The sequence below is a fragment of the Streptomyces sp. NBC_00523 genome (assembly GCF_036346615.1).
GTDB lineage: Bacteria > Actinomycetota > Actinomycetes > Streptomycetales > Streptomycetaceae > Streptomyces.
In genome coordinates, this window is the sequence record NZ_CP107836.1 from 6819796 (window position 1) to 6845252 (window position 25457).

General features: G+C 73.7%; 3 protein-coding genes. All 3 read left to right on the forward strand.

Going from position 1 to position 25457, the window contains the following annotated elements; genetic code table 11:
• Positions 1-44: 44 nt before the first annotated feature.
• The 3 genes from OHS17_RS30785 to OHS17_RS30795 are packed head-to-tail and all read left to right on the forward strand — an operon-like array spanning position 45 to position 25434.
• Entirely contained in the window at positions 45-23957 is a 23913-nt protein-coding gene (locus OHS17_RS30785; protein WP_330314816.1) for a non-ribosomal peptide synthase/polyketide synthase, read from the forward strand.
• 3 nt (positions 23958-23960) lie between these two features.
• Positions 23961-24176 carry an MbtH family protein gene (locus tag OHS17_RS30790; protein ID WP_073861923.1) on the forward strand — a complete coding sequence of 72 codons (216 nt, stop codon included), beginning with the start codon at positions 23961-23963 and terminating at the stop codon, positions 24174-24176.
• Positions 24177-24186: 10 nt separating this feature from the next.
• Positions 24187-25434 (forward strand): cytochrome P450, encoded by a 1248-nt coding sequence (locus OHS17_RS30795; RefSeq protein WP_330314817.1) that lies wholly within the window; start codon positions 24187-24189, stop codon positions 25432-25434.
• The last annotated feature ends 23 nt before the right edge of the window (positions 25435-25457 follow it).

Below are 25457 nucleotides of genomic sequence, written 5' to 3' on the forward strand. Positions count from 1 at the left end.
TGCGCCCTGCGCGCATGCCCTCTCACACCTCTGGAGGTACCCCCATGTCCCGACGCGACGGCGACGTCCTTCCCCTGACAGCGGCCCAACGGGAGATCTGGCTCGCCGAGCAGAGCTCGCCGGCACCGATCCCCGGCTACCGCGTCGGTGAGTTCCTGGAGATCCACGGGCCGGTCGACCCGGAGCTGTTCGAAACCGCCCTGCGCCGGGTGGTGGACGAGGTCGACGCCCTCCACGTCACCTTCACCGACGAGGGCGAAGGCCCGCGCCAGACCCTCCGCGCGGCCTGGGACTGGGCACCGGTGCACCTCGACCTCGGGGCGGAGCCGGACCCCCGGGCGGCGGCCCGCGCATGGATGGAACACGACCTCGCCCGCCCGCTCGACCTCGCCCGCGATCCGCTGTTCGGCCACGCGCTGATCCGGCTGTCGCCCACGGAATTCCTCTGGTACCTGAACTACCACCACGTGGTCCTGGACGCGATCAGTGCCTCGATGGTCCGGCAGCGGGTCGGCGAGGTGTACTCGGCGCTGGCCGAGGACGGCGCCGTCCCGCCCACCCCGTTCGGCACGCTGCGGGACCTGGTCGACAGCGACGCCGAGTACCGCGCCTCCGACGCCTTCACGGCGGACCGCGCCCACTGGAACGAGCGCTTCACCGACCTGCCCGCCCCCACCCGGCTCACCGACACCTCCACGACCGACCCCCACCAGGTCCTTCGGGTGGCCGAGGAGCGGGAGCTGCGGGACGCGGAGGCGCTGCGGGCTGCGGCGGCCAAGGCCGGGGTCAGGTGGTCCCGGATCGTGATCGCGGCGACCGCGCTCTACGCCCACCGGCTGAGCGGTGCCCAGGACGTGGTCCTCGCCCTGCCCGTCACCGCTCGCCGGGGCTCCGGCCGCGACCTGATGTCCGTGCCCGGCACGATGTCCAATGTGGTGCCGCTGCGGCTGACCGTGCGGCCGGACATGACCTGGGGCGAACTCGTGGCCCAGGTGGCGCGCGAGGTCGAGGCCGCCGTCGCACACGAGCGGTACCGCAGCGAGGACCTGCTGCGCGACCTCGGCGCACCCGGCGGCATCGGCACGGCGTTCCCGCTGATCGTCAACATCATGGCCTTCAACGCCAGGCCCTCCTTCGCCGGACACCCCGCGTCCGTGCACCACTTCGTGTCCGGCTCGACCACCGACCTGGCCGTCTGGCTGTTCGACTACCGGGACGGCAACCCTCCGCTGCTGAGGCTGCACGGTGCGCCGGACGCGTACGGCGCCCACGACCTCGCCGCGCACCAGCGGAGACTGCTCGCCCTGCTCGACGCCGTCGCGGACCTCGATCCGGACGAGGCGGTGGGCGGGGTCGACCTGCTCACGGCGGAGGAGCACCGCGAGAGCGCGGCGCTGGGGACCGGGCCGGTGGTCCCGGGCGGCACCGAGACGCTGCCGGAGCTGTTCCGGGAGCAGGTACGCACGGCTCCGGATGCGACGGCCCTCGTGTGCGGCGAGGTGTCGTTGTCGTACGCGGAGTTGGACGCGCGCGGGAATCGGCTGGCGCGTGCGCTGGTGGCGCGGGGTGCGGGTCCGGAGCGGTTGGTCGCGGTGGCGTTGCCGAGGTCGGCGGACCTGGTGGTGGCGATTCTCGCGGTGCTGAAGTCGGGCGCGGCGTATGTGCCGGTGGACCCCGAGTATCCGGCCGCCCGGATGGCGTACCTCCTGGACGACGCCCGGCCCGTGCTGACCGTGACCGATACGCGTACCGGGCAGAGGCTCCCGGGGAACACGGGCGATTGGCTGGTGCTGGACGCCCCGGAGACGGCGGCGGAGATCGCATGCCGCCCCGCCACCGATCCGATGGTGGCGGTCGAGGCCGGCAACCCCGCCTACGTCATCTACACCTCGGGATCCACCGGCCGCCCCAAGGGCGTCGTCGCCACCCACGGCAGCCTGACCGACCTGCTGACCGACCACCAGCATCGCCTCTTCGCACCGCTGGTGGAGGACAGGCAGCGGCTGCGCGTGGCGCTCACCACCTCGGTGTCTTTCGACGCCTCCTGGAACCAGCTGATGGCCCCCTTCGCGGGCCATGAGCTGCACGTCCTGGACCACGCGACCTGGACCGACCCGGAGGCATGCGTCGCCTACGTGGCAAGCCGTGGTCTGGATTACATCGAGGCCACCCCCTCGTACCTCCAAGACCTCGTATCACAAGGCCTGTTGAGCGATGCGCGACACAGCCCCACGCTGGTCGGCGCCGGTGGTGAGGCCGTCCCGCAGCATCTGTGGGAGCGGTTGCGGGCGGCCGACGGCACGCGCTGCGCCAACCTGTACGGCCCCTCCGAGTGCACGGTCAACTCGGTGACCGCCGTCGTGGCGTCGAGCCCGCGCCCGGTCATCGGCCGGCCTGTCAGCAACGCCCGGCTGTATGTACTGGACGGCGCGCTCCGGCCGGTCCCGGGTGGTGTGGCGGGCGAGCTGTACATCGCGGGCCCGGGGCTGGCACGCGGCTACCTGAACCGGCCGGGTCTCACGGCCGGGCGTTTCGTCGCCGACCCGTACGGCCCCGAAGGCACGCGCATGTACCGCACTGGCGACCGGGTCCGCCGGAACGCCGAAGGCGACCTCGAGTTCCTGGGCCGTACGGACGACCAGGTGAAGGTACGCGGCTTCCGCATCGAGCCCGGCGAGATCGAGGCCGTCCTCGCGGAGCACGAGGACATCGCACGCGCCGTCGTCACCGTGCGCACCGACGACGAGCCCCGCCTCGTCGCCTACGTCATGCCCGCCGCCGGACGGGACATCCAGCCCGACGCACTGCGCACCCGGCTCCGCGACCGGCTGCCCGCCTACATGGTGCCGTCGGCGGTCGTGGTCCTCGACGCTCTGCCGCTGACCCCGAACGGCAAGCTGGACCGGCGCGCCCTCCCGGCCCCCGGGCACCGGCCCACCGCGCCGGGCCGCGCCCCGCGCAGCGCGGTCGAGCACCTGCTCGCCGGGCTGTTCGCCGAGGTGCTCGGCGCCGACGAAGTAGGCCTGGAGGAAAGCTTCTTCGACCTCGGCGGGCACTCCCTGCTCGGCACCCGCCTCATCGCCCGGGCCCGGTCCGTGCTCGGCGTGGAGCTGCGGCTCAGCGACCTGTTCGACGCGCCGACGGTGGCCCGGCTGGCGGCCAGGGTGGACGCGGCAGGCCAGGCCCGCCCGGCGCTGGCCCGGCGCGAACGGCCCGAGACCGTGCCGCTGTCCTTCGCGCAGCGCCGACTGTGGTTCCTCCACCGCATGGAGGGCCCGAGCGCCACGTACAACATCCCCCTCGCCCTGCGGCTGACCGGGCACCTGGACGAGCGCGCCCTCGAAACCGCCCTGGCGGACGTGGTGGAACGCCACGAGAGCCTGCGCACCGTCTTCCCGGCCGTCGCCGGTGTGCCGTGCCAGCGGGTCCTGGACCCCGACGCGGCACGGCCCCGGCTGCGGTTGACGGAGACCGCCGAATGCGAACTGCCCGACCGGCTGGCCGAGGCGGCAAGGCAGGGATTCGAGCTCTCCGGCGAACCGCCCCTGCGCGCCGAGCTGTTCCGGCTCGCCGAGGAGGAACACGTACTCCTGCTCGTCGTCCACCACATCGCCGGTGACGGCTGGTCGACGGGGCCGCTCGCGCAGGATCTGGCGACCGCCTACGCGGCCCGGAGCGAGGGCGCGAAGCCGCAGTGGTCGCCGCTGCCGGTCCAGTACGCCGACTACGCCCTGTGGCAGCGCGAACTGCTGGGCGACGGCGGCGACCCGGACAGCCTGCTGGGCGGTCAGCTCGCCCACTGGCGCGAACGGCTCGCGGGCCTGCCCGACCAGATCGAGCTGCCCTTCGACCGGTCCAGGCCCGAGGCGATGTCCTACCGGGGCGCCCAACTGCCGCTGTCCGTCGATGCGGAGCTGTACGAGGGCCTGCGCGCCCTCGCCCGCGACGGCGGGGTCAGCCTCTTCATGGTCCTCCAGGCCGGACTGGCCGCGCTGCTCGGCAAGCTGGGCGCGGGCACCGACGTCCCGATCGGCACGCCCGTCGCGGGGCGCACCGACGAGGCCCTGGACGACCTGGTGGGCTTCTTCGTCAACACCCTGGTGCTGCGCACCGACCTGTCCGGCGACCCGACGTTCACCCAACTCCTCACCCGGGTGCGCTCCGAGGCGCTTGCCGCCTACGCCCACCAGGACGTGCCGTTCGAGCACCTGGTCGAGGCGCTGAACCCGGCGCGGACCCTCGCGCACCACCCCCTGTTCCAGACGATGCTCACGCTTCAGAACGCACCGTCCGGCACCTTCGACCTGCCGCGCCTGCGCGTGACCTCCGACCTGGTCCCCACCGGCACCGCCAAGTGCGACCTGACCTTCGTCCTCGCCGAACAGCCCGGCGGGGGAGGGCTGTCGGGCGTCGTGGAGTACAGCACGGACCTGTTCGACGCGGCCACCGTCACAGCCATCGTCGAGCGCTGGCTGCGGCTGCTGCGCGCCGTCGCCGCCGACCCCGGCCGGCGCATCGGCCAGGTGGACGTGCTGTCCGACGACGAACTGCGGGCCCTGCTCCCGGCCCGCCAGGACGCGGAACCGCCGCAGCACAGCCTGCCCGCGCTGTTCGAGCGGCAGGTGCGGGCCGATCCGGACGCCCTCGCCGTCACGGACGGCGCGGCCACACTCACGTACGGGGTGCTCAACGCCCGCGCCAACCGACTGGCGCACGCCCTGATCGAACGAGGCGTCGGGCCGGAGCAGTTGGTGGCGCTGGCGCTCCCGCGCTCGGCGGACCTGGTGGTGGCGGTGCTCGCGGTGCTCAAGGCGGGTGCGGCGTATGTGCCGGTGGACCCGGAGTACCCGGCCGCCCGGATCACCTACCTGCTCCAGGACACCCGGCCTTCCCTGCTCCTGACCACCAGTCAGATTGGGATGGAAGGCGTGGACCGGCTGCTGCTGGACACCGCCGACCTGGACAGGCTGCCGGACACCGACCCGGGCGTGGCCGTCGACCCGGCCCACGCCGCCTACGTCATCCACACCTCCGGCTCCACCGGCAACCCCAAGGGCGTCGTGATCCCGCACCACAACGTGGTGCGCCTCTTCGACACCACGCGCGAGCGGTTCGCCTTCGGCGCCGACGACGTGTGGACGCTCTTCCACTCCTACGCCTTCGACTTCTCGGTCTGGGAGCTGTGGGGACCCCTGCTGCACGGCGGCCGCCTGGTCGTCGTGGACCACGAGACCAGCCGCTCGCCCGGCCGCTTTCTCGACCTGCTCGCCCGCGAACGGGTGACGGTGCTCAACCAGACGCCGTCCGCCTTCCACCAGCTGATGCAGGCCGACGCGGAGGACCCGGACACCGGCGGCCGGCTCGCCCTGCGCACGGTGGTCTTCGGCGGCGAGGCACTGGAACACGCCCGGCTGGCCAGCTGGTACGAGCGCCACCCGGAGGACGCGCCGCGCCTGGTCAACATGTACGGCATCACCGAGACCACGGTGCACGTCACCCACGCGGAGCTCGGCCGGACCGCCACCACCCCCGGCGACATCGGCACCGCCCTCCCCGACCTCCGCGCGTACGTCCTCGACGCCGGACTGCGCCCTGTCGCCCCGGGCGTCCCCGGCGAGCTGTACGTCGCGGGCCCCGGCCTGGCACGCGGCTACCTGAACCGGCCCGGCCTCACCGCAGGGCGCTTCGTGGCCGACCCGTACGGGCCCGCGGGCTCACGCATGTACCGCAGCGGTGACGTGGTGCGCCGCGCCGCGGACGGCACCCTGCGCTACGTCGGCCGGGCCGACCAGCAGGTGAAGGTGCGCGGCTTCCGCATCGAGCTCGGCGAGATCGAAGCGGCCCTGGCCGCCCACCCGGACATCGCGCAGGTCGCCGTCCTCGCCCGGCAGGACCGGGCCGACGACACCCGGCTCGCCGCCTACCTCGTACCGGCCGCCGGTACTGCCCCGCAGCCCGCCGCCCTGCGCGCCTACCTGCGCGAGCGCCTGCCGGAGCACATGGTGCCCTCCGCGTTCGTCACGCTGGACGCCCTGCCCCTGACCGTCAACGGCAAGCTCGACCACCGCGCCCTGCCCGCCCCCGGCCCCGCCCCCGCGAGCACATCCCGCGCCCCGCGCACCGCCCGGGAGCAGATCCTCTGCGAGCTGTTCGCGGAGGTGCTGGGCGCCCCGGCGGCCGGTGTGGACGACGGCTTCTTCGACCTCGGCGGGCACTCCCTGCTCGCCACCCGCCTCGCCGCCCGGATCCGCGCGACGCTCGGCGTGGAGATGCCGCTGCGCACGCTCTTCGAGGCGCCGACCCCGGCCGCCCTGGCCGCGGCCCTGGGCGCGGCAGACCCGGCGCAGACCGCTCTGGCGCGCCGCGAGCGCCCCGCGACGATCCCGCTGTCGTTCGCGCAGCGCAGGCTGTGGTTCCTGCACCAGCTGGAGGGTGCGGGCGCGAACTACCACATCTCCCTCGCCTGGCGGCTGGCCGGCGACCTGGACCGGCGGGCCCTGGAGGCCGCCGTCGCGGATGTCGTCGCCCGCCACGAGAGCCTGCGCACCGTGTTCCCCGCGGTGGACGGCGTCCCTCACCAGCAGGTGCTGGACAGGGACGAGGCCCGCCCCGGCCTGCCCCTGCACAAGACCACCGAGGCCGGACTGCCCGCCCTGATGGCGGCGGCGCGGGACCGGCGCTTCGACCTGGCCACCGACCTGCCGCTGCGCGCCGACCTGTTCGCCCTCGCACCGGACGACCACGTCCTCCACCTGGTGCTCCACCACATCGCGGGCGACGGCTGGTCGCTGAGCCCCCTCGCGCGGGGCCTGACCGAGGCCTACGCGGCACGCGTCCGTGGCGCGGCCCCGCAGTGGGCGCCGCTTCCCGTCCAGTACGCCGACTACACCCTGTGGCAGCACGAACTGCTCGGCGACTCCGCCGACCGGGACAGCCTGCTCGCCGCCCAGGCCGACTACTGGACCCGGCAGCTCACCGGGCTCCCGGAGCTCATCGAGCTGCCCGCCGACCGGCCCCGCCCGGCGGTCGCCTCGCACCGGGGCGGCTCCGTGCGCGCCGGTCTCGACCCCGAACTGCACCGGGGGCTCAGCGAGCTCGCCCGCGCCCACGGGACGAGCCTCTTCATGGTGCTCCAGGCCGGGCTCGCCGCCTTGCTGACCAAGCTGGGGGCCGGCGACGACATCCCCGTAGGCAGCCCGGTCGCCGGCCGCACCGACCAGGCGCAGGACGAGCTGGTCGGCTACTTCGTCAACACCCTGGTCTTCCGCACCGACACCTCGGGCGACCCGACGTTCGCCGAGCTGCTGGACCGGGTCCGGGACACCTCGCTCGCCGGCTACGCCCACCAGGACGTGCCGTTCGAATACCTGGTCGAGGTCCTGAACCCGTCCCGGTCCCTCGCGCACCACCCCCTGTTCCAGGTCATGCTGGTGCTCCAGAACACGCCCCGGGCCGACTTCGCGCCGCCCGGGCTGCGCGTCGAGGACCTGCCGTCCGCGTCGGCCACGGCCAAGCTGGACCTGATCTTCACGATGGCCGAGCGGCACACGGAGGACGGCACCCCGGACGGACTCCACGGGACCGTCGAATACGCCGTCGACCTCTACGACCCGGCCACCGTCGAGACGATGCTCGCCCGCTGGGAGCGCCTGCTCCGCATCGCGGTCGCCGACCCCGGGCAGCGGCTCAGCGGGCTCGACCTGCTGACGGCCCAGGAGCACGACGCGCTCGCGGCGCTGGGCACCGGGCCGGTGGTCCCGCGCGGCACCGAGACGCTGCCGGGGCTGTTCCGCGAGCAGGTGCGGACGGCCCCGGACCTGACCGCCCTCGTGTGCGGTGAGATGTCGCTGTCGTACGCGGAGTTGGACGCGCGCGCGAACCGGCTGGCCCATGAGCTGAGGGCGCGGGGTGCGGGTCCGGAGCGATTGGTCGCGGTGGCGTTGCCGAGGTCGGCCGACCTGGTGGTGGCGATTCTCGCGGTGCTGAAGTCCGGCGCGGCGTATGTGCCGGTCGATCCGGAGTATCCGGCCGCTCGGATCGCGTACCTCCTGGGCGACGCCCGGCCCGTGCTGACGGTGACCGATACGCGTACCGAGCAGAGCCTTCCGGGAGACACAGGCGGCCGGTTGGTGCTCGATGACCCGGAGACTTCCGCACGGATCGACAGGCGCCCCGCCACTGATCCGATGGTGCCGGTCGATCCGTCCCAGCCGGTCTACGTCATCTACACCTCCGGGTCCACCGGCCGTCCCAAGGGCGTCGTCGCGACGCACACCGGCCTGGTCAACCTGTACGCCCACCAGGGCCCGTTGGTGTCTCCGGCGGGGGAGCGGCTGCGCGTCGGACTCACCACGTCCGTGTCGTTCGACGCCTCCTTGGACCAGCTGTTCGCCGTGTTCGCCGGGCATGAGCTGCACGTCCTGGACGAAGCGACCTGGACCGATCCGCGGGCCTTCCTCGACTACGCGGCGCGCTGCGGCCTGGACTACGTCGAGGCGACGCCCTCCTACCTCGCGGTGCTGGTCGACCAAGGTCTGCTGGAGGGTTCCGGGCCTCGTCCGTCGCTGGTCGCGGCCGGGGGTGAGCCCGTCCCGCAGCAGCTGTGGGAACGGATGCGGGCCGCCGAGGAGACGGTCTGCCTCAACCTGTACGGGCCCTCCGAGTGCACGGTCAACTCGGCTACGGCAGCGGTGGCTTCGAGCCCCCGCCCGGTTATCGGCGGGCCTGTCGGCAACGCCCGGCTGTATGTACTGGACAGTGCGCTCCGGCCGGTCCCGAGGGGCGTGACGGGCGAGCTGTACATCGCCGGTACGGGGTTGGCGCGCGGATACCTCCACCGGCCGGGCCTCACGGCCGGGCGTTTCGTCGCCGACCCGTACGGCCCCGGAGGTACGCGCATGTACCGCACGGGTGACCTGGTGCGCTGGAACGCCGAGGGCAGTCTTGAGTTTCTGGGGCGCACGGACGACCAGGTGAAGGTACGCGGATTCCGCATCGAGCCCGGCGAGATCGAGGCCGTCCTCGCGGAGCGCCAGGACATCGCGCGTACCGCCGTAGTCGTCCGTCAGGGCGGCACACAGGGCCCCAGGCTCGTGGCGTACGTGCAACCCGCCGCCGGGGCCGCGCCGCAGTCCGAGGCGTTGCGGGCGCACCTGCGTGAGCGGCTGCCGGAGTACATGATGCCGTCCGCGTTCGTGCTGCTCGACGCGCTGCCGCTGACGCCGAACGGCAAGCTGGACCGGCGCGCCCTGCCCGAGCCCGACGCCGCCGCGACGGCCGGACGGGCGCCGCGCACGCCCGAGGAACACGTGCTGGCCGGGCTGTTCGCCGAGGTGCTGGGCGTGCCACGGGTCGGTGCCGACGACGACTTCTTCGCGCTCGGCGGGCACTCCCTGCTCGCCACCCGGCTCGTCGCCCGCGTCCGTACGACGCTGGGCGCGGAGCTGGCCCTGCCCGCCCTCTTCCGTACACCGACCGTGGCCGGACTGGCCGCAGGCCTGAGCACCGCGGGCCGGGCCAGGCCCGCCCTCGTACGGGCGGAGCGGCCCGAACGGGTACCGCTGTCCTCCGCGCAGCGCCGCCTGTGGTTCCTGCGCCAGTTGGAGGGCGTCGCATCCGTCTACAACATGCCCCTCGCCTGGCGGCTCACCGGTCCGCTGGACCCCGCCGCCCTCGAAGCGGCGCTCGGCGACCTCGTGGACCGGCACGAAACCCTGCGTACGGTCTTCCCGGCGCAGGACGGGGTGCCGTACCAGCACGTCCTGGCCACCGGAGAGGCACACCCGGACCTGGTGGTGACCCTGGCGGGCGAGCGGAACCTGACGGAACTGCTGACGGCCGCCGCCGCGCGCGGCTTCGACCTCGCCGCCGAACCGCCGCTGCGCGCCGAGGCGTTCGAGGTCGCGGCGGACGAGCACGTGCTGCTCCTGGTGATGCACCACATCGCCGGAGACGGCTGGTCGCTCGGACCGCTGGCCGCCGACCTGGCGACCGCGTACGCGGCACGTGTCCGTGGCGAGGCCCCTCAGTGGGCGCCGCTTCCTGTCCAGTACGCCGACTACACCCTCTGGCAGCACACACTGCTCGGCGACCCGTCCGACGCGGACAGCCTGCTCGCCCGGCAGACCGACTACTGGACGCGGACGCTCGCGGGCCTGCCCGAGCAGATCCGGCTCCCCGCCGACCGCCCCCGCCCCGCAGCCCCTTCCAGCTCCGGCGGCCGGCTCGCGATCGAGGTGGACGCGGAACTCCACGCCGGACTGGTCCGGCTCGGCCGCGAGCACGGGGCCAGCGTCTACATGGTGCTCCAGGCCGCCCTGGCCTCCCTGCTCGACAAACTGGGGGCGGGCCAGGACATCCCGGTCGGCAGCCTCATCGCCGGCCGCACCGACCAGGCCCTCGACGACCTCATCGGGTTCTTCGTCAACACGCTGGTCCTCCGCACCGACACCTCGGGCGACCCCACCTTCGCCGAACTGCTGGGCCGGGTCCGGGAGAACGCGCTCGGCGCCTACGCCCACCAGGACCTGCCGTTCGAGCAGGTCGTGGAGGCGCTGAACCCGTCCCGGTCGCTCACCCGGCAGCCGCTGTTCCAGGTGCTGCTGGCCCTCCAGAACGTGCCGCGCACCGATTTCGCCCTGGGCGGTCTCGCCACCGAACCCGTCCTGGTGGGGACACCGACGACGATGTTCGACCTCGGCTTCCACCTGTTGGAGCGCGGCGGCCCCGGTGCCTCCGAGGGCATCGTCGGGCGCGTCGAATACAGCACCGACCTGTTCGACCCCGCCACCGTGGAGAAGCTGGTCGCCCGCTGGCTGCGGCTCCTCGCGGCGGTCGTCGCCGCGCCGGGGCTGCCGTTGAGCCGGATCGACGTCCTCACCGCCGACGAACGCCACGAGCTGCTGACCGCCCGCAACGACACCGCCCGCCCCGCTGCCGGCACCACCCTGCCCGCCCTCTTCGAGGAGTGGGCCCGGGCAACCCCGGACGCCCCGGCCGTGGTCTTCGAGGACACCGTGCTGTCCTACGCGGAGCTGAACCGCCGCGCCAACCGCCTCGCCCACGCGCTGATCGCCCGTGGAGTGGGCCCCGAGCAGGTCGTCGCCCTCCGGCTGCCGCGCTCCGCCGAGCTGGTGGTCGCGATCCTCGCGGTGCTCAAGACGGGCGCGGCGTACCTGCCGGTGGACCCGGGCTACCCGGCCGCCCGCATCGCGTACATGGTGGAGGACGCGCGCCCGGCCGTGGTGCTCGACGACCTCGCCTCCGTAACGCCGTCCGGCGAGCTGCCGGAGCACGACCCGGGCGTGCGCGCGGACCCGCGCCAACCGGCCTACGTCATCTACACCTCCGGCTCCACCGGCCGCCCCAAGGCCGTCGTCATGCCCGCCGCCGCACTGCTCAACCTGCTGGCCTGGCACCACCGGGCCGTCGGAGGCGAACCCGGCACGCGCACCGCGCAGTTCACCGCGATCAGCTTCGACGTCTCCGTGCAGGAGATGCTGTCCGCACTGCTGTACGGCAAGACCCTGGTGGTCCCCACCGAGGAGCAGCGCCGCAGCGCCGAACTGTTCGCCCACTGGCTGGACCGCCACCGGGTCGAGGAGCTGTTCGCGCCGGACCTGGTGGTCGAGGCGCTGGCCGAGGCCGCCGAGGAGGCCGGTCTCGGCCTGCCGCACCTGCGCCTCGTCGCCCAGGCCGGGGAGGCCATGCGCCTGGGCGGTGCCGTACGCCGCTTCGCCGCCCGGCCCGGCCGGGTGCTGCACAACCACTACGGCCCCGCCGAGACCCACGTCATCACCGCCTACGCGCTCCCGGCCGACCCCGCCGACTGCCCGCGGCCCGTGCCGATCGGCCGCCCCGTCGACAACTGCCGGGTGTACGTCCTGGACGAGGCCCTGCGACCGGTCGCCCCCGGTGTCCTGGGCGAGCTGTACCTCGCCGGCACCGGGCTCGCCCGCGGCTACCTCGGCCGGCCGGGGCTGACCGCCGGACGCTTCGTCGCCGACCCCCATGGCCCGGCCGGCGCGCGCATGTACCGCACCGGCGACCTGGTCCGCTGGGGCGCCCACGGCGAACTGGAATTCGCCGGCCGGGTCGACCACCAGGTCAAGGTGCGCGGCTTCCGCATCGAGCCCGGCGAGATCGAGGCCGAGCTCACCGCGTACCCGGGCGTCTCCCAGGTCGCGGTGCTCGCCCGGGAGGAGCGGATCGTCGCCTACGTGGTGCTGTCGGACCCGGCCGCGGCGACCCCGGCCGCGCTCGCCGCGTACCTGGGCGAACGGGTGCCGGAGTACATGGTGCCGTCCGCGTTCGTGCTGCTCGACGCGTTGCCCCTGACGCCGAACGGGAAGCTGGACCGGGGCGCGCTGCCCGCGCCCGACGCCGGGTCCACGGGGGGCGGCCGGCCGCCGCGCACCCCGCAGGAGCAGATTTTGTGCGAGCTGTTCGCCGACGTCCTGGGCCTCGCCCGGGTCGGGGCCGACGACGACTTCTTCGCGCTCGGCGGGCACTCCCTGCTCGCCACCCGGCTCGTCTCGCGGGTCCGGGCGGCCCTCGGGGTCGAACTGGAGCTGCGCGCCCTGTTCCGGACCCCGACACCGGCCGGCCTGGCGGCGGGGCTGCGGGACGCCGGTGCCGCGCGCCGCGCACTCGTGCCCCGGCCCCGGCGTGAGATGCTGCCGCTGTCGTTCGCCCAGCGCCGCCTCTGGTTCCTCCAGCAGTTCGGGGCGCCGAGCGCCACCTACCACATGCCGCTGGCCCTGCGGCTCTCCGGAGACCTCGACCGGGACGCGCTCGGCGCCGCCCTGGCCGACGTGATGACCCGGCACGAGACCCTGCGCACGGTGTTCCCGCACACGGGCGGCATCCCGCACCAGCGCGTACTGGACACCGCCGAAGCAGGCGTCCCGCTCACCGTGCGCCCGGCCGGTGAATCCGAGGTGCCCGGGCTGCTGAGGGACGCGGCCGTGCGCGGCTTCGACCTGACCACCGAAATCCCCCTGCGCGCCGAGCTGTTCACGGTCGCGCCGGATGAACACGTGCTGCTCCTCGTCATGCACCACATCGTCGGCGACGGCTGGTCCATGGGCCCGCTCGCCCGCGACCTGGCCACCGCCTACACCACCCGGCGGAGCGGCGGGGCCCCCGAGTGGCCGCCGCTGCCGGTGACGTACGCCGACTACACCCTGTGGCAGCACGAGATCCTCGGCGACGAGAACGACGCCGACAGCCTCTTCTCGCGCCAAGTCGCCTACTGGCAGCGGACACTGGCGGGCCTGCCGGAACAGCTGCAACTCCCGGCCGACCGGCCGCGCCCGGCCGTCATGTCGTACGCCGGTGATCTGCTGGAACTCCGCATCGGCGCCGAACTGCACACCAAGATGACGGAGTTGGCGCGCCGGTCCGGAGCCACCCTCTTCATGGTGCTGCAGGCGGGTCTGGCGGCGTTGTACACGCGGTTGGGTGCGGGTACGGATATCGCGATCGGGAGTCCGATCGCGGGGCGTACGGATGAGGCGCTGGACGATCTGGTCGGGTTCTTCGTGAACACGTTGGTGTTGCGGACGGACACGAGTGGTGATCCGGGTTTCGGTGAGCTGCTGGGGCGGGTGCGGGAGACGGCGTTGTCCGCCTACGCCCACCAGGATGTGCCGTTCGAGCATCTGGTGGAGGCGCTGAACCCGTCCAGGTCCCTGTCCCACCACCCCCTCTTCCAGACCGGTCTGGTCGTGCAGAACGCGCCGGGCGGCGGTTTCGACCTGCCGGGCCTCCGGGTCTCCGCGATGCCCGTGCTCACCGGCACCGCGCGGCTCGACCTGACCTTCGGGTTCGTGGAGGAGTACGGCCCCGACGGCGAGCCCGCCGGCCTCAGCGGTGCCGTCGAGTACAGCACCGACCTGTTCGACCGCGCGACGGTCGAGGCGCTGGCCGCCAGGTGGGCCAGGCTGCTGGCCGAGGCCGTGGAAGCGCCGGAGTGCCCGATCGGCGCCATCGATCTGCTGTCCGCCGAGGAGCGCGGCGAACTGCTGCCCGCCGTGGCGGACGAGGCGGCCGGGGCGAACCTGCCGGAGCTGTTCGCGGCACGGGTGGCGGAGGCGCCGGACGCGGTCGCGCTCGTCCGCGGTGGTGAAGAGCTGACGTACCGTCAACTCGACTGCCGTGCGAACCGGTTCGCTCATGCGTTGATCGCGCGTGGGGTGGGTCCGGAGCGGGTGGTGGCGGTGGCTCTGCCGAGGTCGGTGGAGTCGGTGGTCGCGGTGCTGGGTGTGCTGAAGGCCGGTGCGGCGTATCTGCCGCTGGACTCGGCGTATCCGCAGGCGCGGATCGCGTACATGCTGGACGATGCCCGTCCGGCGTTGGTGGTGGACGACCCGGCGATGGTGTCGGAGGGCGACTGGCCGGAGACGGACCCGCAGGTCGCGCTCGATGTGCGGAACCCGGCGTACGTCATCTACACCTCCGGCTCGACCGGCCGCCCCAAGGGTGTCGTCGTGAGCCATGCCGGTGTGTCGCGCCTGGCGGCGGTGCAGGCCGACCGGCTCGGCGTGGCGGCGGGGAGCCGGGTGCTTCAGTTCGCCTCGCCCAGCTTCGACGCGTCCTTCTGGGACCTGTGCAGTGCGCTGCTGACGGGCGCCGCGCTCGTCCTCGCCCCCGCAGACACCCCGCTGGACGCCCTGACGGACCCCGGGCTCGCCGTCACCCATGTGACGCTGCCGCCCTCCGCCCTCGCCGCTCTGGGTGACGCCGAGCTCACGGCCTCCACGCTGGTGGTGGCGGGGGAGGCGTGCTCGCCGGAGCTGGTCGAGCGGTGGGCACCCGGACGCCGGATGATCAACGCGTACGGCCCGACCGAGACCACGGTATGCGCGACCATGAGCGACCCGCTGGCCCCCGGGACCGGTGTGCCGCCGATCGGCCGCCCGGTCGCGGACCTCCGGACCTACGTACTGGACGAGCGGCTGCGCGCCGTAGCGCCGGGCGTGACCGGTGAGTTGTACGTGGCCGGGCCCGGCCTGGCACGCGGCTATCTGGGCCGCCCGGGCCTGACGGCGGGACGCTTCACGGCCTGCCCGTTCGGTCCGGCGGGCGCGCGGATGTACCGCACCGGCGACCTGGTCCGGCGCCGCGCCGACGGCGAGCTGGAGTACGCAGGCCGCGCCGACCAGCAGATGAAGGTGCGCGGCTTCCGCATCGAGCCGGGCGAGGTCGAGGCCGCGCTCGCCGCGCACCCCGGCGTCGCCCAGGCCGCCGTAGTGGCCCGGGACGACCGGCTCGTCGGCTACGTGGTGCCGCGCCCCGCTGCGGCCGTACGCCCCGCGGAGCTGGCCGCCCACCTGCGCGAGCGGCTGCCGGACTACCTGGTGCCGTCCGCGTTCGTACTGCTCGACGTGCTCCCGCTGACGCCGAACGGGAAGCTGGACCGGGGCGCGCTGCCCGCGCCCGAGGCCGCCTCCACCGAGGGCGGCCGGGCGCCGCGTACCCCGCAGGAGCAGATCCTCGCCGAACTCTTCGCCGAGGTCCTCGACGTGCCCCGGGTCTCCGTGGACGACGACTTCTTCGACCTGGGCGGGCACTCCCTGCTCGCCACCAGGCTGGTCGCCCGGGTGCGCACGGTGCTCGGGGCGGAGCTCGGGCTGCGCGCCCTCTTCCGGACGCCCACCGTGGCCGGCCTGGCCGGGACCCTCGCGGCGGCCGACCGGGTGCGCCCGGCGCTCACCGCGTACGAGCGGCCCGACGCGGTGCCGCTGTCCTTCGCCCAGCGCCGCCTGTGGTTCCTGCACCGTATGGACGCCACCGCCGCCACGTACCACATCCCGCTGGCGCTCCAGCTGACCGGAACGCTCGACCGGGACGCGCTGGACCAGGCGCTGGCCGATGTGGTGGCCCGGCACGAGAGCCTGCGGACGGTGTTCCAGGAGGTCGACGGCGTACCCTGCCAGCGCCTGCTGGAACCGGCCGCCGTCCGGCTCCGGGCGCGCCCGGCCGGCGTCCCGGCGGACGAGCTGCCGCACCTGCTCGCCGAGTCCGCCCGGCAGCCCTTCGACCTGTCGGCCGAACCGCCGCTGCGGGCCGAGCTGTTCGCGGTCGCGCCGGACGAGCACGTGCTGCTCCTCGTCATGCACCACATCGCCGCAGACGGCTGGTCCACCGGGCCGCTGGCCCGCGACCTCGCCGAGGCGTACGCGGCACGCTGCGAAGGCCGGACGGCGGACCGGCCGGAACTGCCGGTCCAGTACGCCGACTACACCCTCTGGCAGCGCGACCTGCTCGGCGACGCGGCCGACCCGGGGAGCCGCTTCGCCGGACAACTCGACTACTGGAAGCGGCAACTGGCCGATCTGCCGGAACTGCTCCCGCTGCCCACCGACCGCCCCCGCCCGGCCGTCGCAGGCTGGCAGGGCGACCACATCGGCCTGGAACTCGACGCCGAACTGCACCGATCCCTGGCCCAGTTGGCCCGGCAGACCGGGACCAGTCTTTTCATGGTGTTGCAGGCGGGTCTGGCGGCGTTGTACACGCGGTTGGGTGCGGGTACGGATATCGCGATCGGGAGTCCGATCGCGGGGCGTACGGATGAGGCGCTGGACGATCTGGTCGGGTTCTTCGTGAACACGCTGGTGTTGCGGACGGACACGAGTGGTGATCCGGGTTTCGGTGAGCTGCTGGGGCGGGTGCGGGAGACGGCGTTGTCCGCCTACGCCCACCAGGATGTGCCGTTCGAGCATCTGGTGGAGGCGCTGAATCCGTCCAGGTCCCTGTCCCACCACCCCCTCTTCCAGACCATCCTGGCCGTGCAGAACGCCCCTAGCGGCCGGTTCTCCCTGCCCGGCCTGGACGTCACCACCTACGCCGTCGCGACCGGCACCGCGAAGTTCGACCTCGGCGTCAGCATGGTCGAGCAGTTCGGCCCGGACGGCACCCCGGCCGGGATCGTCGGCGCCGTCGAGTACGCCACCGACCTGTTCGACCGCACGACGGTCGAGGCGCTGGTCCGGCGCTGGACGCTCCTGCTGAAGGCCGTCACCGCCGACCCGGAACGGCCGATCGGCGGAATCGACCTCCTCGACGCCGACGAACGGCACCGGCTGCTGGAACGGGACAACGCGACCGCCCGTGACGTCGAGGCGGTCCCGCTGCCCCGGGCCTTCGCGGCCCAGGTGGCGGCGACACCGGACGCGCTCGCGCTCGTCTGCGGCGACGACAAACTGACGTATCGACAACTCGACTGCCGTGCGAACCGGTTTGCTCATGCGTTGATCGCGCGTGGGGTGGGTCCGGAGCGGGTGGTGGCGGTGGCTCTGCCGAGGTCGGCGGAGTCGGTGGTCGCGGTGCTGGGTGTGCTGAAGGCCGGTGCGGCGTATCTGCCGGTGGACCCGGCGTACCCCGAGGCCCGGATCGCCTACGTGCTCGAAGACGCCCGTCCGGCCCTCGTGGTGGACGACCCGGCGATGGTGTCGGAGGGCGACTGGCCGGAGACGGACCCGCAGGTCGCGCTCGATGTGCGGAACCCGGCGTACGTCATCTACACCTCCGGCTCGACCGGCCGCCCCAAGGGTGTCATCGTCGGACATGGAGGCGTGGCGAGCCTGGTCGCCGGACAGATCGAGCGCTTCGCGGTCACACCCGACAGCCGGGTCCTTCAGTTCGCCTCGCCCAGCTTCGACGCCTCGGTGTCGGAGATCTGCACCGCCCTGCTCAGCGGCGCCGCCCTCGTGCTCCCCCCGGCCGCCGGGCCCCTCGCCGCACTCACCGACCCGGGCCTCGGCATCACCCACGTCACCGTGCCGCCGTCCGTCCTCGCCGCCGTGCCGGACGGGGCCGTGACCGCGTCGACGCTGGTCGTGGCAGGCGAGGCATGCCCGCCCGAGCTGGTGACACGCTGGGCGCGCGGACGCCGGATGATCAACGCGTACGGCCCGACCGAGACCACGGTCTGCGCGACCATGAGCGACCCGCTGACCCCCGGCACCGGTGTGCCGCCGATCGGCCGGCCCATCGCCAACGCCCGGGTGTACGTCCTGGACGGCCGGCTGCGGCCGGTCCCGCCCGGCGTCATCGGCGAGTTGTACGTGGCCGGCGCGGGCCTGGCCCGGGGCTACCTCAACAGGCCCGGGCTGACGGCGGGCAGGTTCGTCGCCTGCCCGTACGCGCCCGGTGAGCGCATGTACCGCACCGGCGACCTGGTCCGGCGGTTGGGCGACGGACAGCTGGAGTACGCCGGCCGCGCCGACGACCAGGTGAAGGTGCGCGGCTTCCGCGTCGAGCCCGGCGAGATCGAGGCCGCGCTCGCCGCACATCCCGCCGTCGCGCAGACCGCTGTCCTCGCCCGGGACGACCGGCTCGTCGGCTACGTCGTCCCGCAGCAGGACACGGCCCGGGACAGCGGCCTCGAAGCGGACCAGGTGGGGGAGTGGCAGGACATCTACGACGCCCTGCCCATCACCCCCGGCTCCGCGCCCTTCGGTGACAACTTCGTCGGCTGGAACAGCAGTTACGACGCGCAACCCATCCCCGAGGAGCAGATGCGGGAATGGCGGGACGCCACCGTGGCCCGCATCCTCGGCCTCGAACCCCGCCGGGTCCTCGAAGTCGGCGTCGGCACCGGCCTGTTGCTCTCCCAGGTCGCACCCCACTGCGCGTCCTACTGGGCGACCGACTTCTCCGCCACCGCCATCGACGCGCTCACCGCCCAGGTCGCCCGGGAGGAACGCCTCACCGGGCGGGTGGTGCTCCAGACCCGTCCGGCGCACGACACCGACGGGCTGCCGGTCGGCGCGTTCGACACCATCGTCATCAACTCGGTGGTGCAGTACTTCCCGTCCGCCGACTACCTCGCCGACGTCATCGCCAAGCTCATGGGGCTCCTCGCCCCCGGTGGCGCGCTGTTCATCGGAGACGTACGCAATCTGCGCCTGCTGCGTCCGCTCGCGACCGCCGTCCAGCTGCACCGCACGGCCGAGGACGCCGACCCCGCGGCCGTACGCCGTGCGGTGGAGCAGGCGGTCCGGGTGGAGAAGGAACTCCTGGTAGACCCGGACTTCTTCACCGCCCTGCGGGAACACGGCGCGGACATCGGCGCGGTCGCCGTCGAGATCAAGCGCGGCCGCCACCACAACGAGCTGAGCCGCTACCGCTACGACGTCACCCTGCACAAGGCACCGGCTGCCCCGGAGCCCGCGACCCCGGCCGCCGACCTGGCCTGGGGACGGGACATCGCGGGCCCCGACGCCCTGCGCCACCTGCTCGCCGAGCCGCCGGCCGGCGCACTGCGGATCACCGGAGTCCCCAACAGCCGCGTCGTCCGGGAATCCGCCCTCGCCCGGGCCCTGCACGAGGAGGGCGCGGTCCTCGCGGAACTGCTGGAACGGCTGCACGCCCCGGAGCAGGGGCACGGTCTCCCCGACCCGGAGGACTTCCACGCCCTCGGCCGGGAGCACGGCCGCACGGTGTCCGTCACCTGGTCGGCCACCTCGGACGACGCCATGGACGTGGTGTTCGCCGACCCGCGTACGCCCCAAGGCTCCCCGGTCGAGTACCGCCCGGCCGGGCCCGTCGGCCGGGCGCTGTCCTCGCTGACCAACCGCCCCACCGGCAGCCGGAGCACCGGCGCCCTCCTCGGCGAACTCCGCGACTGGCTGCGCGAACGGCTCCCCGACTACCTGGTCCCGTCGGCGTTCGTGGCGCTGGACGCCCTGCCGCTGACCGCCAGCGGGAAGCTGGACCGGCGCGCACTGCCCGCGCCCGACCTCGGCCCCGCCGCGGGCGGGAGGGCACCCCGCACCCCGCAGGAGCAGCTGCTCACCGAGCTGTACGCCGAGGTGCTGGGGCTGGCCCAGGTCGGGGTGGACGACAGCTTCTTCGACCTCGGCGGGCACTCGCTGCTCGCGACCCGCCTGGCTTCCCGGGTCCGGGCCACCCTCGGCGCGGAGCTGGAGGTCCGCACCCTCTTCGAGACCCCGACCGCGGCCGGTCTGGCGGCCCGCCTCGACGGGTCCGGAGCGGCTCGCCCCGCGCTGACCGCCCGACCGCGCCCGGAGCGCGTGGAGCTGTCCTTCGCCCAGCGCCGCCTGTGGTTCCTGCACCGGATGGACGGGCCGAGCGCCACGTACAACATGCCGCTCGCGCTCAGCCTCGACGGCAGCCTCGACCGGCACGCGCTGCACGCCGCGCTGGCGGACGTCCTCGCCCGGCACGAGAGCCTGCGCACGGTGTTCCGCGAGACCGACGGCACCCCGCACCAGGTCGTACTGCCCCCGGCCCAGGCACACCCCGCTCTGCCCGTCGTGGACCTGGACGAGAGCGCGCTCCCCGGACGCCTGGCCGAGGCGGCGCGGCGCGGCTTCGACCTGGCGGCGGAGCCCCCGGTCCGGGCCGAGCTGTTCGCGCTCGCCCCCGACCGGCACGTGCTGCTCGTCGTCGTCCACCACATCGCCGCCGACGGCTGGTCCATGGGCCCGCTCTCCGCCGACCTCGCGACCGCGTACGCCGCCCGGTGCCGCGACGAGGAACCGGCCTGGTCCCCGCTGCCCGTGCAGTACGCCGACTACACCCGCTGGCAGCGCGACCTGCTCGGCGACGCCGGCGACCCGGACAGCCTCTTCGCCCGGCAGCTCACCTACTGGCGGGACGAGCTCGCGGGCATCCCGCAGCAGCTCCAGCTCCCCGCCGACCGGCCCCGGCCGCCCGTCGCCTCGCAGCGCGGGGACCGGGTCGTCGTCCGGCTCGACCCCGAGCTGCACCAGGCCCTGCGCGACCTCGCCACCGAACGCGGCGCCAGCATGTTCATGGTGCTCCAGGCCGGACTCGCCGCCCTGCTCACCCGGCTCGGCGCCGGTACGGACATCCCCATCGGCAGCCCGATCGCCGGCCGCACCGACCAGGCACTGGACGAGCTCGTCGGCTTCTTCGTCAACACGCTCGTCCTGCGCACCGACACCGGCGGCGACCCCGGCTTCGCCGAACTCCTCGGCCGCGTCCGGCAGAAGGCGCTCACCGCCTACGACCACCAGGACGTGCCGTTCGAATACCTGGTGGAGGTGGCCAACCCGGTGCGGTCCCTGGCCCACCACCCGCTCTTCCAGGTCATGCTGGCCCTCCAGAACGCCCCGCTCGGTGACTTCTCACTGCCCGGCCTGGAAACGGCCCACCTGGAGGCGCCGACCGGGACCTCCCGTGTCGACCTCACCTTCAGCCTGGCCGAGCAGTTCCGCCCGGACGGCGGCGCCGACGGACTCGTCGGCGCGGTGGAGTTCGCCACCGACCTGTTCGACGCGGCCACCGTGGAGCTGCTGTTCGAGCGCTGGGCCCGGCTGCTGCGCGCGGCCGTCGCCGATCCGGACCGGCCGGTCAGCCGGATCGACCTCATGTCCGCCGACGAACGCCACCGGCTGCTCCACGCGTTCAACGACACCGCCGCGGAACTGCCGCCGGACGCGCTGCCCGCGCTGTTCGCCCGCCAGGTGCGCGCCACCCCGGACGCCGTCGCCGTCGTGGCGGACGGCACCGAGCTGACGTACGCGGAGCTCGACCGGCGCGCCGACTCCCTGGCCCGGGCCCTGATCCGCCAGGGCGTCCGGCCCGAGACACCGGTCGCGGTCATGCTGGACCGCTCGGCCGAACTGGTCGTGGCGCTCCTGGCCGTCATCAAGGCGGGCGGCGCCTACGTCCCGCTCGACCCGCGCTTCCCGTCCTCCCGCATCGACCTGATCCTGCGGGAGAGCGGCGCCGCCCTGGTCCTCACCCGGGAGGTCCTGGCCGCGCTGGAGGGGTCCGGAAACCACGAGCCGGACGCCGTGGAAGTACCGTGCGAGCCGGGCCAGTTGGCGTACATCATGTACACCTCCGGCTCGACCGGGCGGCCGAAGGGTGTGGCCGTCACCCACCGGGACGTGGTGGGCCTCGCGCTCAGCCCGGAGTGGCGCGGCGGCGGACACGAACGCGTGCTGATGCACTCGCCGACCGCTTTCGACCTCTCCACGTACGAACTGTGGGTGCCGCTGCTCAGCGGCGGCCGGATCGTCGTCGCACCGCCCGGACAGCTCGACCTCGACCTGCTCCAGCACACCGTCGCCACGCAGGGCGTCACCGGACTCTGGCTGACCGCCGGGCTGTTCCGGATCGTCGCCGAGGAACGCCCCCGGCTGCTCGCCGGAGTGCGCGAGGTGTGGACCGGCGGCGACGTGGTCTCGCCGGCCGCCGTCGCCCGGGTGCTGGCCGCCTGCCCGGGCATCGAGGTCGTCAACGGCTACGGACCCACCGAGGCCACCACCCTGGCCACTCACCACCAGGTGCGCGGCCTGGCGGACAACGCCGCGACCGTGCCGATCGGCGGGCCCATGGCCAACATGCGCGCCTATGTGCTGGACGAAGGGCTGCGCCCGCTGCCCGCCGGCCTCGTCGGCGAGCTGTACCTCGCCGGTACGGGGGTGGCGCGCGGCTACCTCGGACGGCCCGGCCTCACCGTGGAGCGCTTCACCGCCGACCCGTACGGGCCCGCCGGGAGCCGCATGTACCGCACCGGCGACCTCGCGGCGTGGCGCCCCGACGGCACGCTGGACTTCGCCGGGCGCGTCGACCACCAGGTCAAGCTGCGCGGCCAGCGCATCGAGCCCGGCGAGGTCGAAGCCGTCCTCGCGGGCTGCCCCGGCGTCGCCCAGGCGGCCGTCGTCGCCCGCGAGGACCGGCCCGGGGACAAGCGCCTCGTCGCCTACCTGGTGCCCGCGCCCGATGCCGTGCCGGAGACCGCCGAGCTGTCCGGCCGGCTGCGCCGCGAGCTGCCCGACTTCATGGTCCCAGCCGCCTACGTCACCGTGGACGCGCTGCCGCTGACTGCCAACGGCAAGCTGGACCGGGCCGCCCTGCCCGCCCCGGACTACGGCCTGTCGGGGGTGGGGCGCGGGCCCCGGACCCCTCAGGAGCAGCTGCTGTGCGGGCTCTTCGCCGAAGTGCTGGGACGCGAGCAGGTGGGCATCGACGACGGCTTCTTCGACCTCGGCGGACACTCGCTGCTGGCCGCCCGGCTCGCCGCACGCGTCCGCGAGACCCTGGGCCTCGACCTGGGGCTGCGGATGCTGTTCGAGGCGCCGACCGTCGCCGGGCTCACCGAACGCCTCGCCATGAACAACCCGGACGACGCGCTGGACGTGCTCCTCCCCCTGCGTTCCACCGGGACGGAGACCCCGCTGTTCTGCGTCCACCCCGGCGGCGGCATCAGCTGGTCGTACAGCGGACTGCTCAACCACATCGGCCCGCAGCACCCGGTCTACGCTCTCCAGGCACGCGGCCTCGGACGCCCCGAACCGCTGCCGGAGTCGTACGAGGACATGGCGGCCGACTACGCCGACCACATCCAGAAGATCCAGCCGCAGGGGCCGTACCTGCTGCTCGGCTGGTCCGCGGGCGGACTGATCGCCCACGCACTCGCCTGCGAGCTCCGGGCGCGCGGTGAACGGACCGCCCTCCTGGCCGTCCTCGACGCCTACCCGGTGAAGGACGTCCGGTTCGAGGACGAACCCGTGCCCACCGTGCGGGACGTGCTCGTCGGTGTGCTCGACGTCGACCCGGCCGAGCTGGGCGACCGCGACATCACCTACGCGGAGGTCGCCGAGGTGCTGAACCGGCGCGGCAGTGCCCTCGCCGGGCTCGACGAGCGACAGGTCGAGGTCATCGTTGACATCATGATCAACAACGCGAAGCTGGCGGTGGACTTCGTCCCCGGCAGCCACGACGGCGACCTGCTGCTGTTCAACTCCACGATCGACCGGGCCCAGGACGACGCCGGACCGGACGTCTGGCGCCCGTACATCGCGGGCCGGATCGAATCCCACGAGATCACCACCCGGCACGACCAGATGACCCGGGCCGGATCGCTGGCCCAGATCGGACCGGTCCTGGCCGCCAGGATCGCCGAGGTCACCGGTGACGCCGGTGACATCACCCTCACCCCTCAGGAGGACTGACCCATGACCAACCCCTTCGACGACCAGGACGGCACCTTCCTCGTCCTCGTCAACGACGAGAACCAGCACTCGCTCTGGCCGCAGTTCGCCGACGTCCCCGCGGGCTGGACCGTCGCCCACGGCCCCGACACGCACGCCGCCTGCCTGGACCACATCGAGCGGACCTGGACCGACATGCGGCCCAAGAGCCTCGCCGACGCCATGGACGCCCAGCGGTAACGCGGCCGACATGACCTCCACCCACACCCCGGCCGGGGTCCGCGACACCGCGGGCCCCGCCCCGGTCCGCGACCTCGGCGCCGCCCTGCTCACCCCCGAGGCCCGGCGCGACCCCTACCCGCTCTACGCCCGCATGCGCCGCGAGGACCCGGTCCACCGCAGCCCTCAGGGCGTCTGGTACCTCACCCGGTACGCCGACGTCGAGGCGGCGCTCGGCGACCTGCGGCTCTCCAACGACCGGGACAGGATGACCCGGGCCTACACCGCGCTCGGCGGCGACCTCAAGGAGTTCAGCCGGCTCACCGACCGGCTCGGCCGGGTGATGAGCAACACCGACCCGCCGGACCACGCCCGGCTCCGCAAGCTCGCCAACCGGGCGTTCACCGCCCGCCGCGTCGAGGCGCTGCGCGACCGCGTCCAGCACCTCGTGGACCGGCTCATCGACGCGGCGGTCGCCGCCGGGCCGGAGATGGAGCTGATCGAGGCGGTCGCATCGCCGCTGCCCATGTCCGTCGTCTGCGAGCTCTTCGGCATCCCCGAGGCGGACCGGCCCCGGGTCAAGGACTGGTTCCGGCGCTTCAGCCGGCTCAGCGAGGACCTGGCCAAGTCCGAGACCGCGATCGACCAGTACGAGGACTACCTGTCCGGGCTCATCCGGCAGCGCCGTCGCGAACCGGGCGACGACCTGATCAGCGCCCTGGTCGCCACCCAGACGCACGACGACCGGCTCACCGACTCCGAACTGCTCTCCACCTGCTTCGTCCTGATCACCGCAGGCGACGAGACCACCACCCACCTCATCACCAACGCCGTGCACGCCCTGCTGCGCCACCCGGACCAGCTGGCCCGGCTGCGCGAGGACCCCGGCCTCATGCGCGGCGCCGTCGAGGAGCTGACCCGCTACGACACGGTGACGCAGGCGATCGTCAGGGTCGTCGCGCAGGACCTGGAGATCGGCGGACGGATCCTCTGCGAGGGCGAGCTGGTGTACCTCTTCCTCGGCGCCACGAACCGCGACCCGGAACGCTTCGAGGACCCCGACCGGCTCGACCTGACCCGCCCAGGCAACCGGCACCTCGGCTTCGGCCACGGGCCCCACTTCTGCCTCGGCGGCCCGCTCGCCCGGCTCCAGACGGAGGTGGCCGTCGGCACGCTGGTGCGCCGGCTCCCGGGGCTGCGGCCGGCCGACGGGGCGGAGCTGTCCTGGCGGCCCAACCCGCTGCAACGACGGCTGCACGCCCTCCCGCTCACCTACTGACCATGAACGACGACCAAGGAGCA

Excerpts from the sequence above, each read along its gene's own strand:
- OHS17_RS30785 (WP_330314816.1), top strand. The coding sequence starts at position 45 with ATGTCCCGACGCGACGGCGACGTCCTTCCCCTGACAGCGGCCCAACGG.
- OHS17_RS30790 (WP_073861923.1), top strand. The coding sequence starts at position 23,961 with ATGACCAACCCCTTCGACGACCAGGACGGCACCTTCCTCGTCCTCGTC.
- OHS17_RS30795 (WP_330314817.1), top strand. The coding sequence starts at position 24,187 with ATGACCTCCACCCACACCCCGGCCGGGGTCCGCGACACCGCGGGCCCC.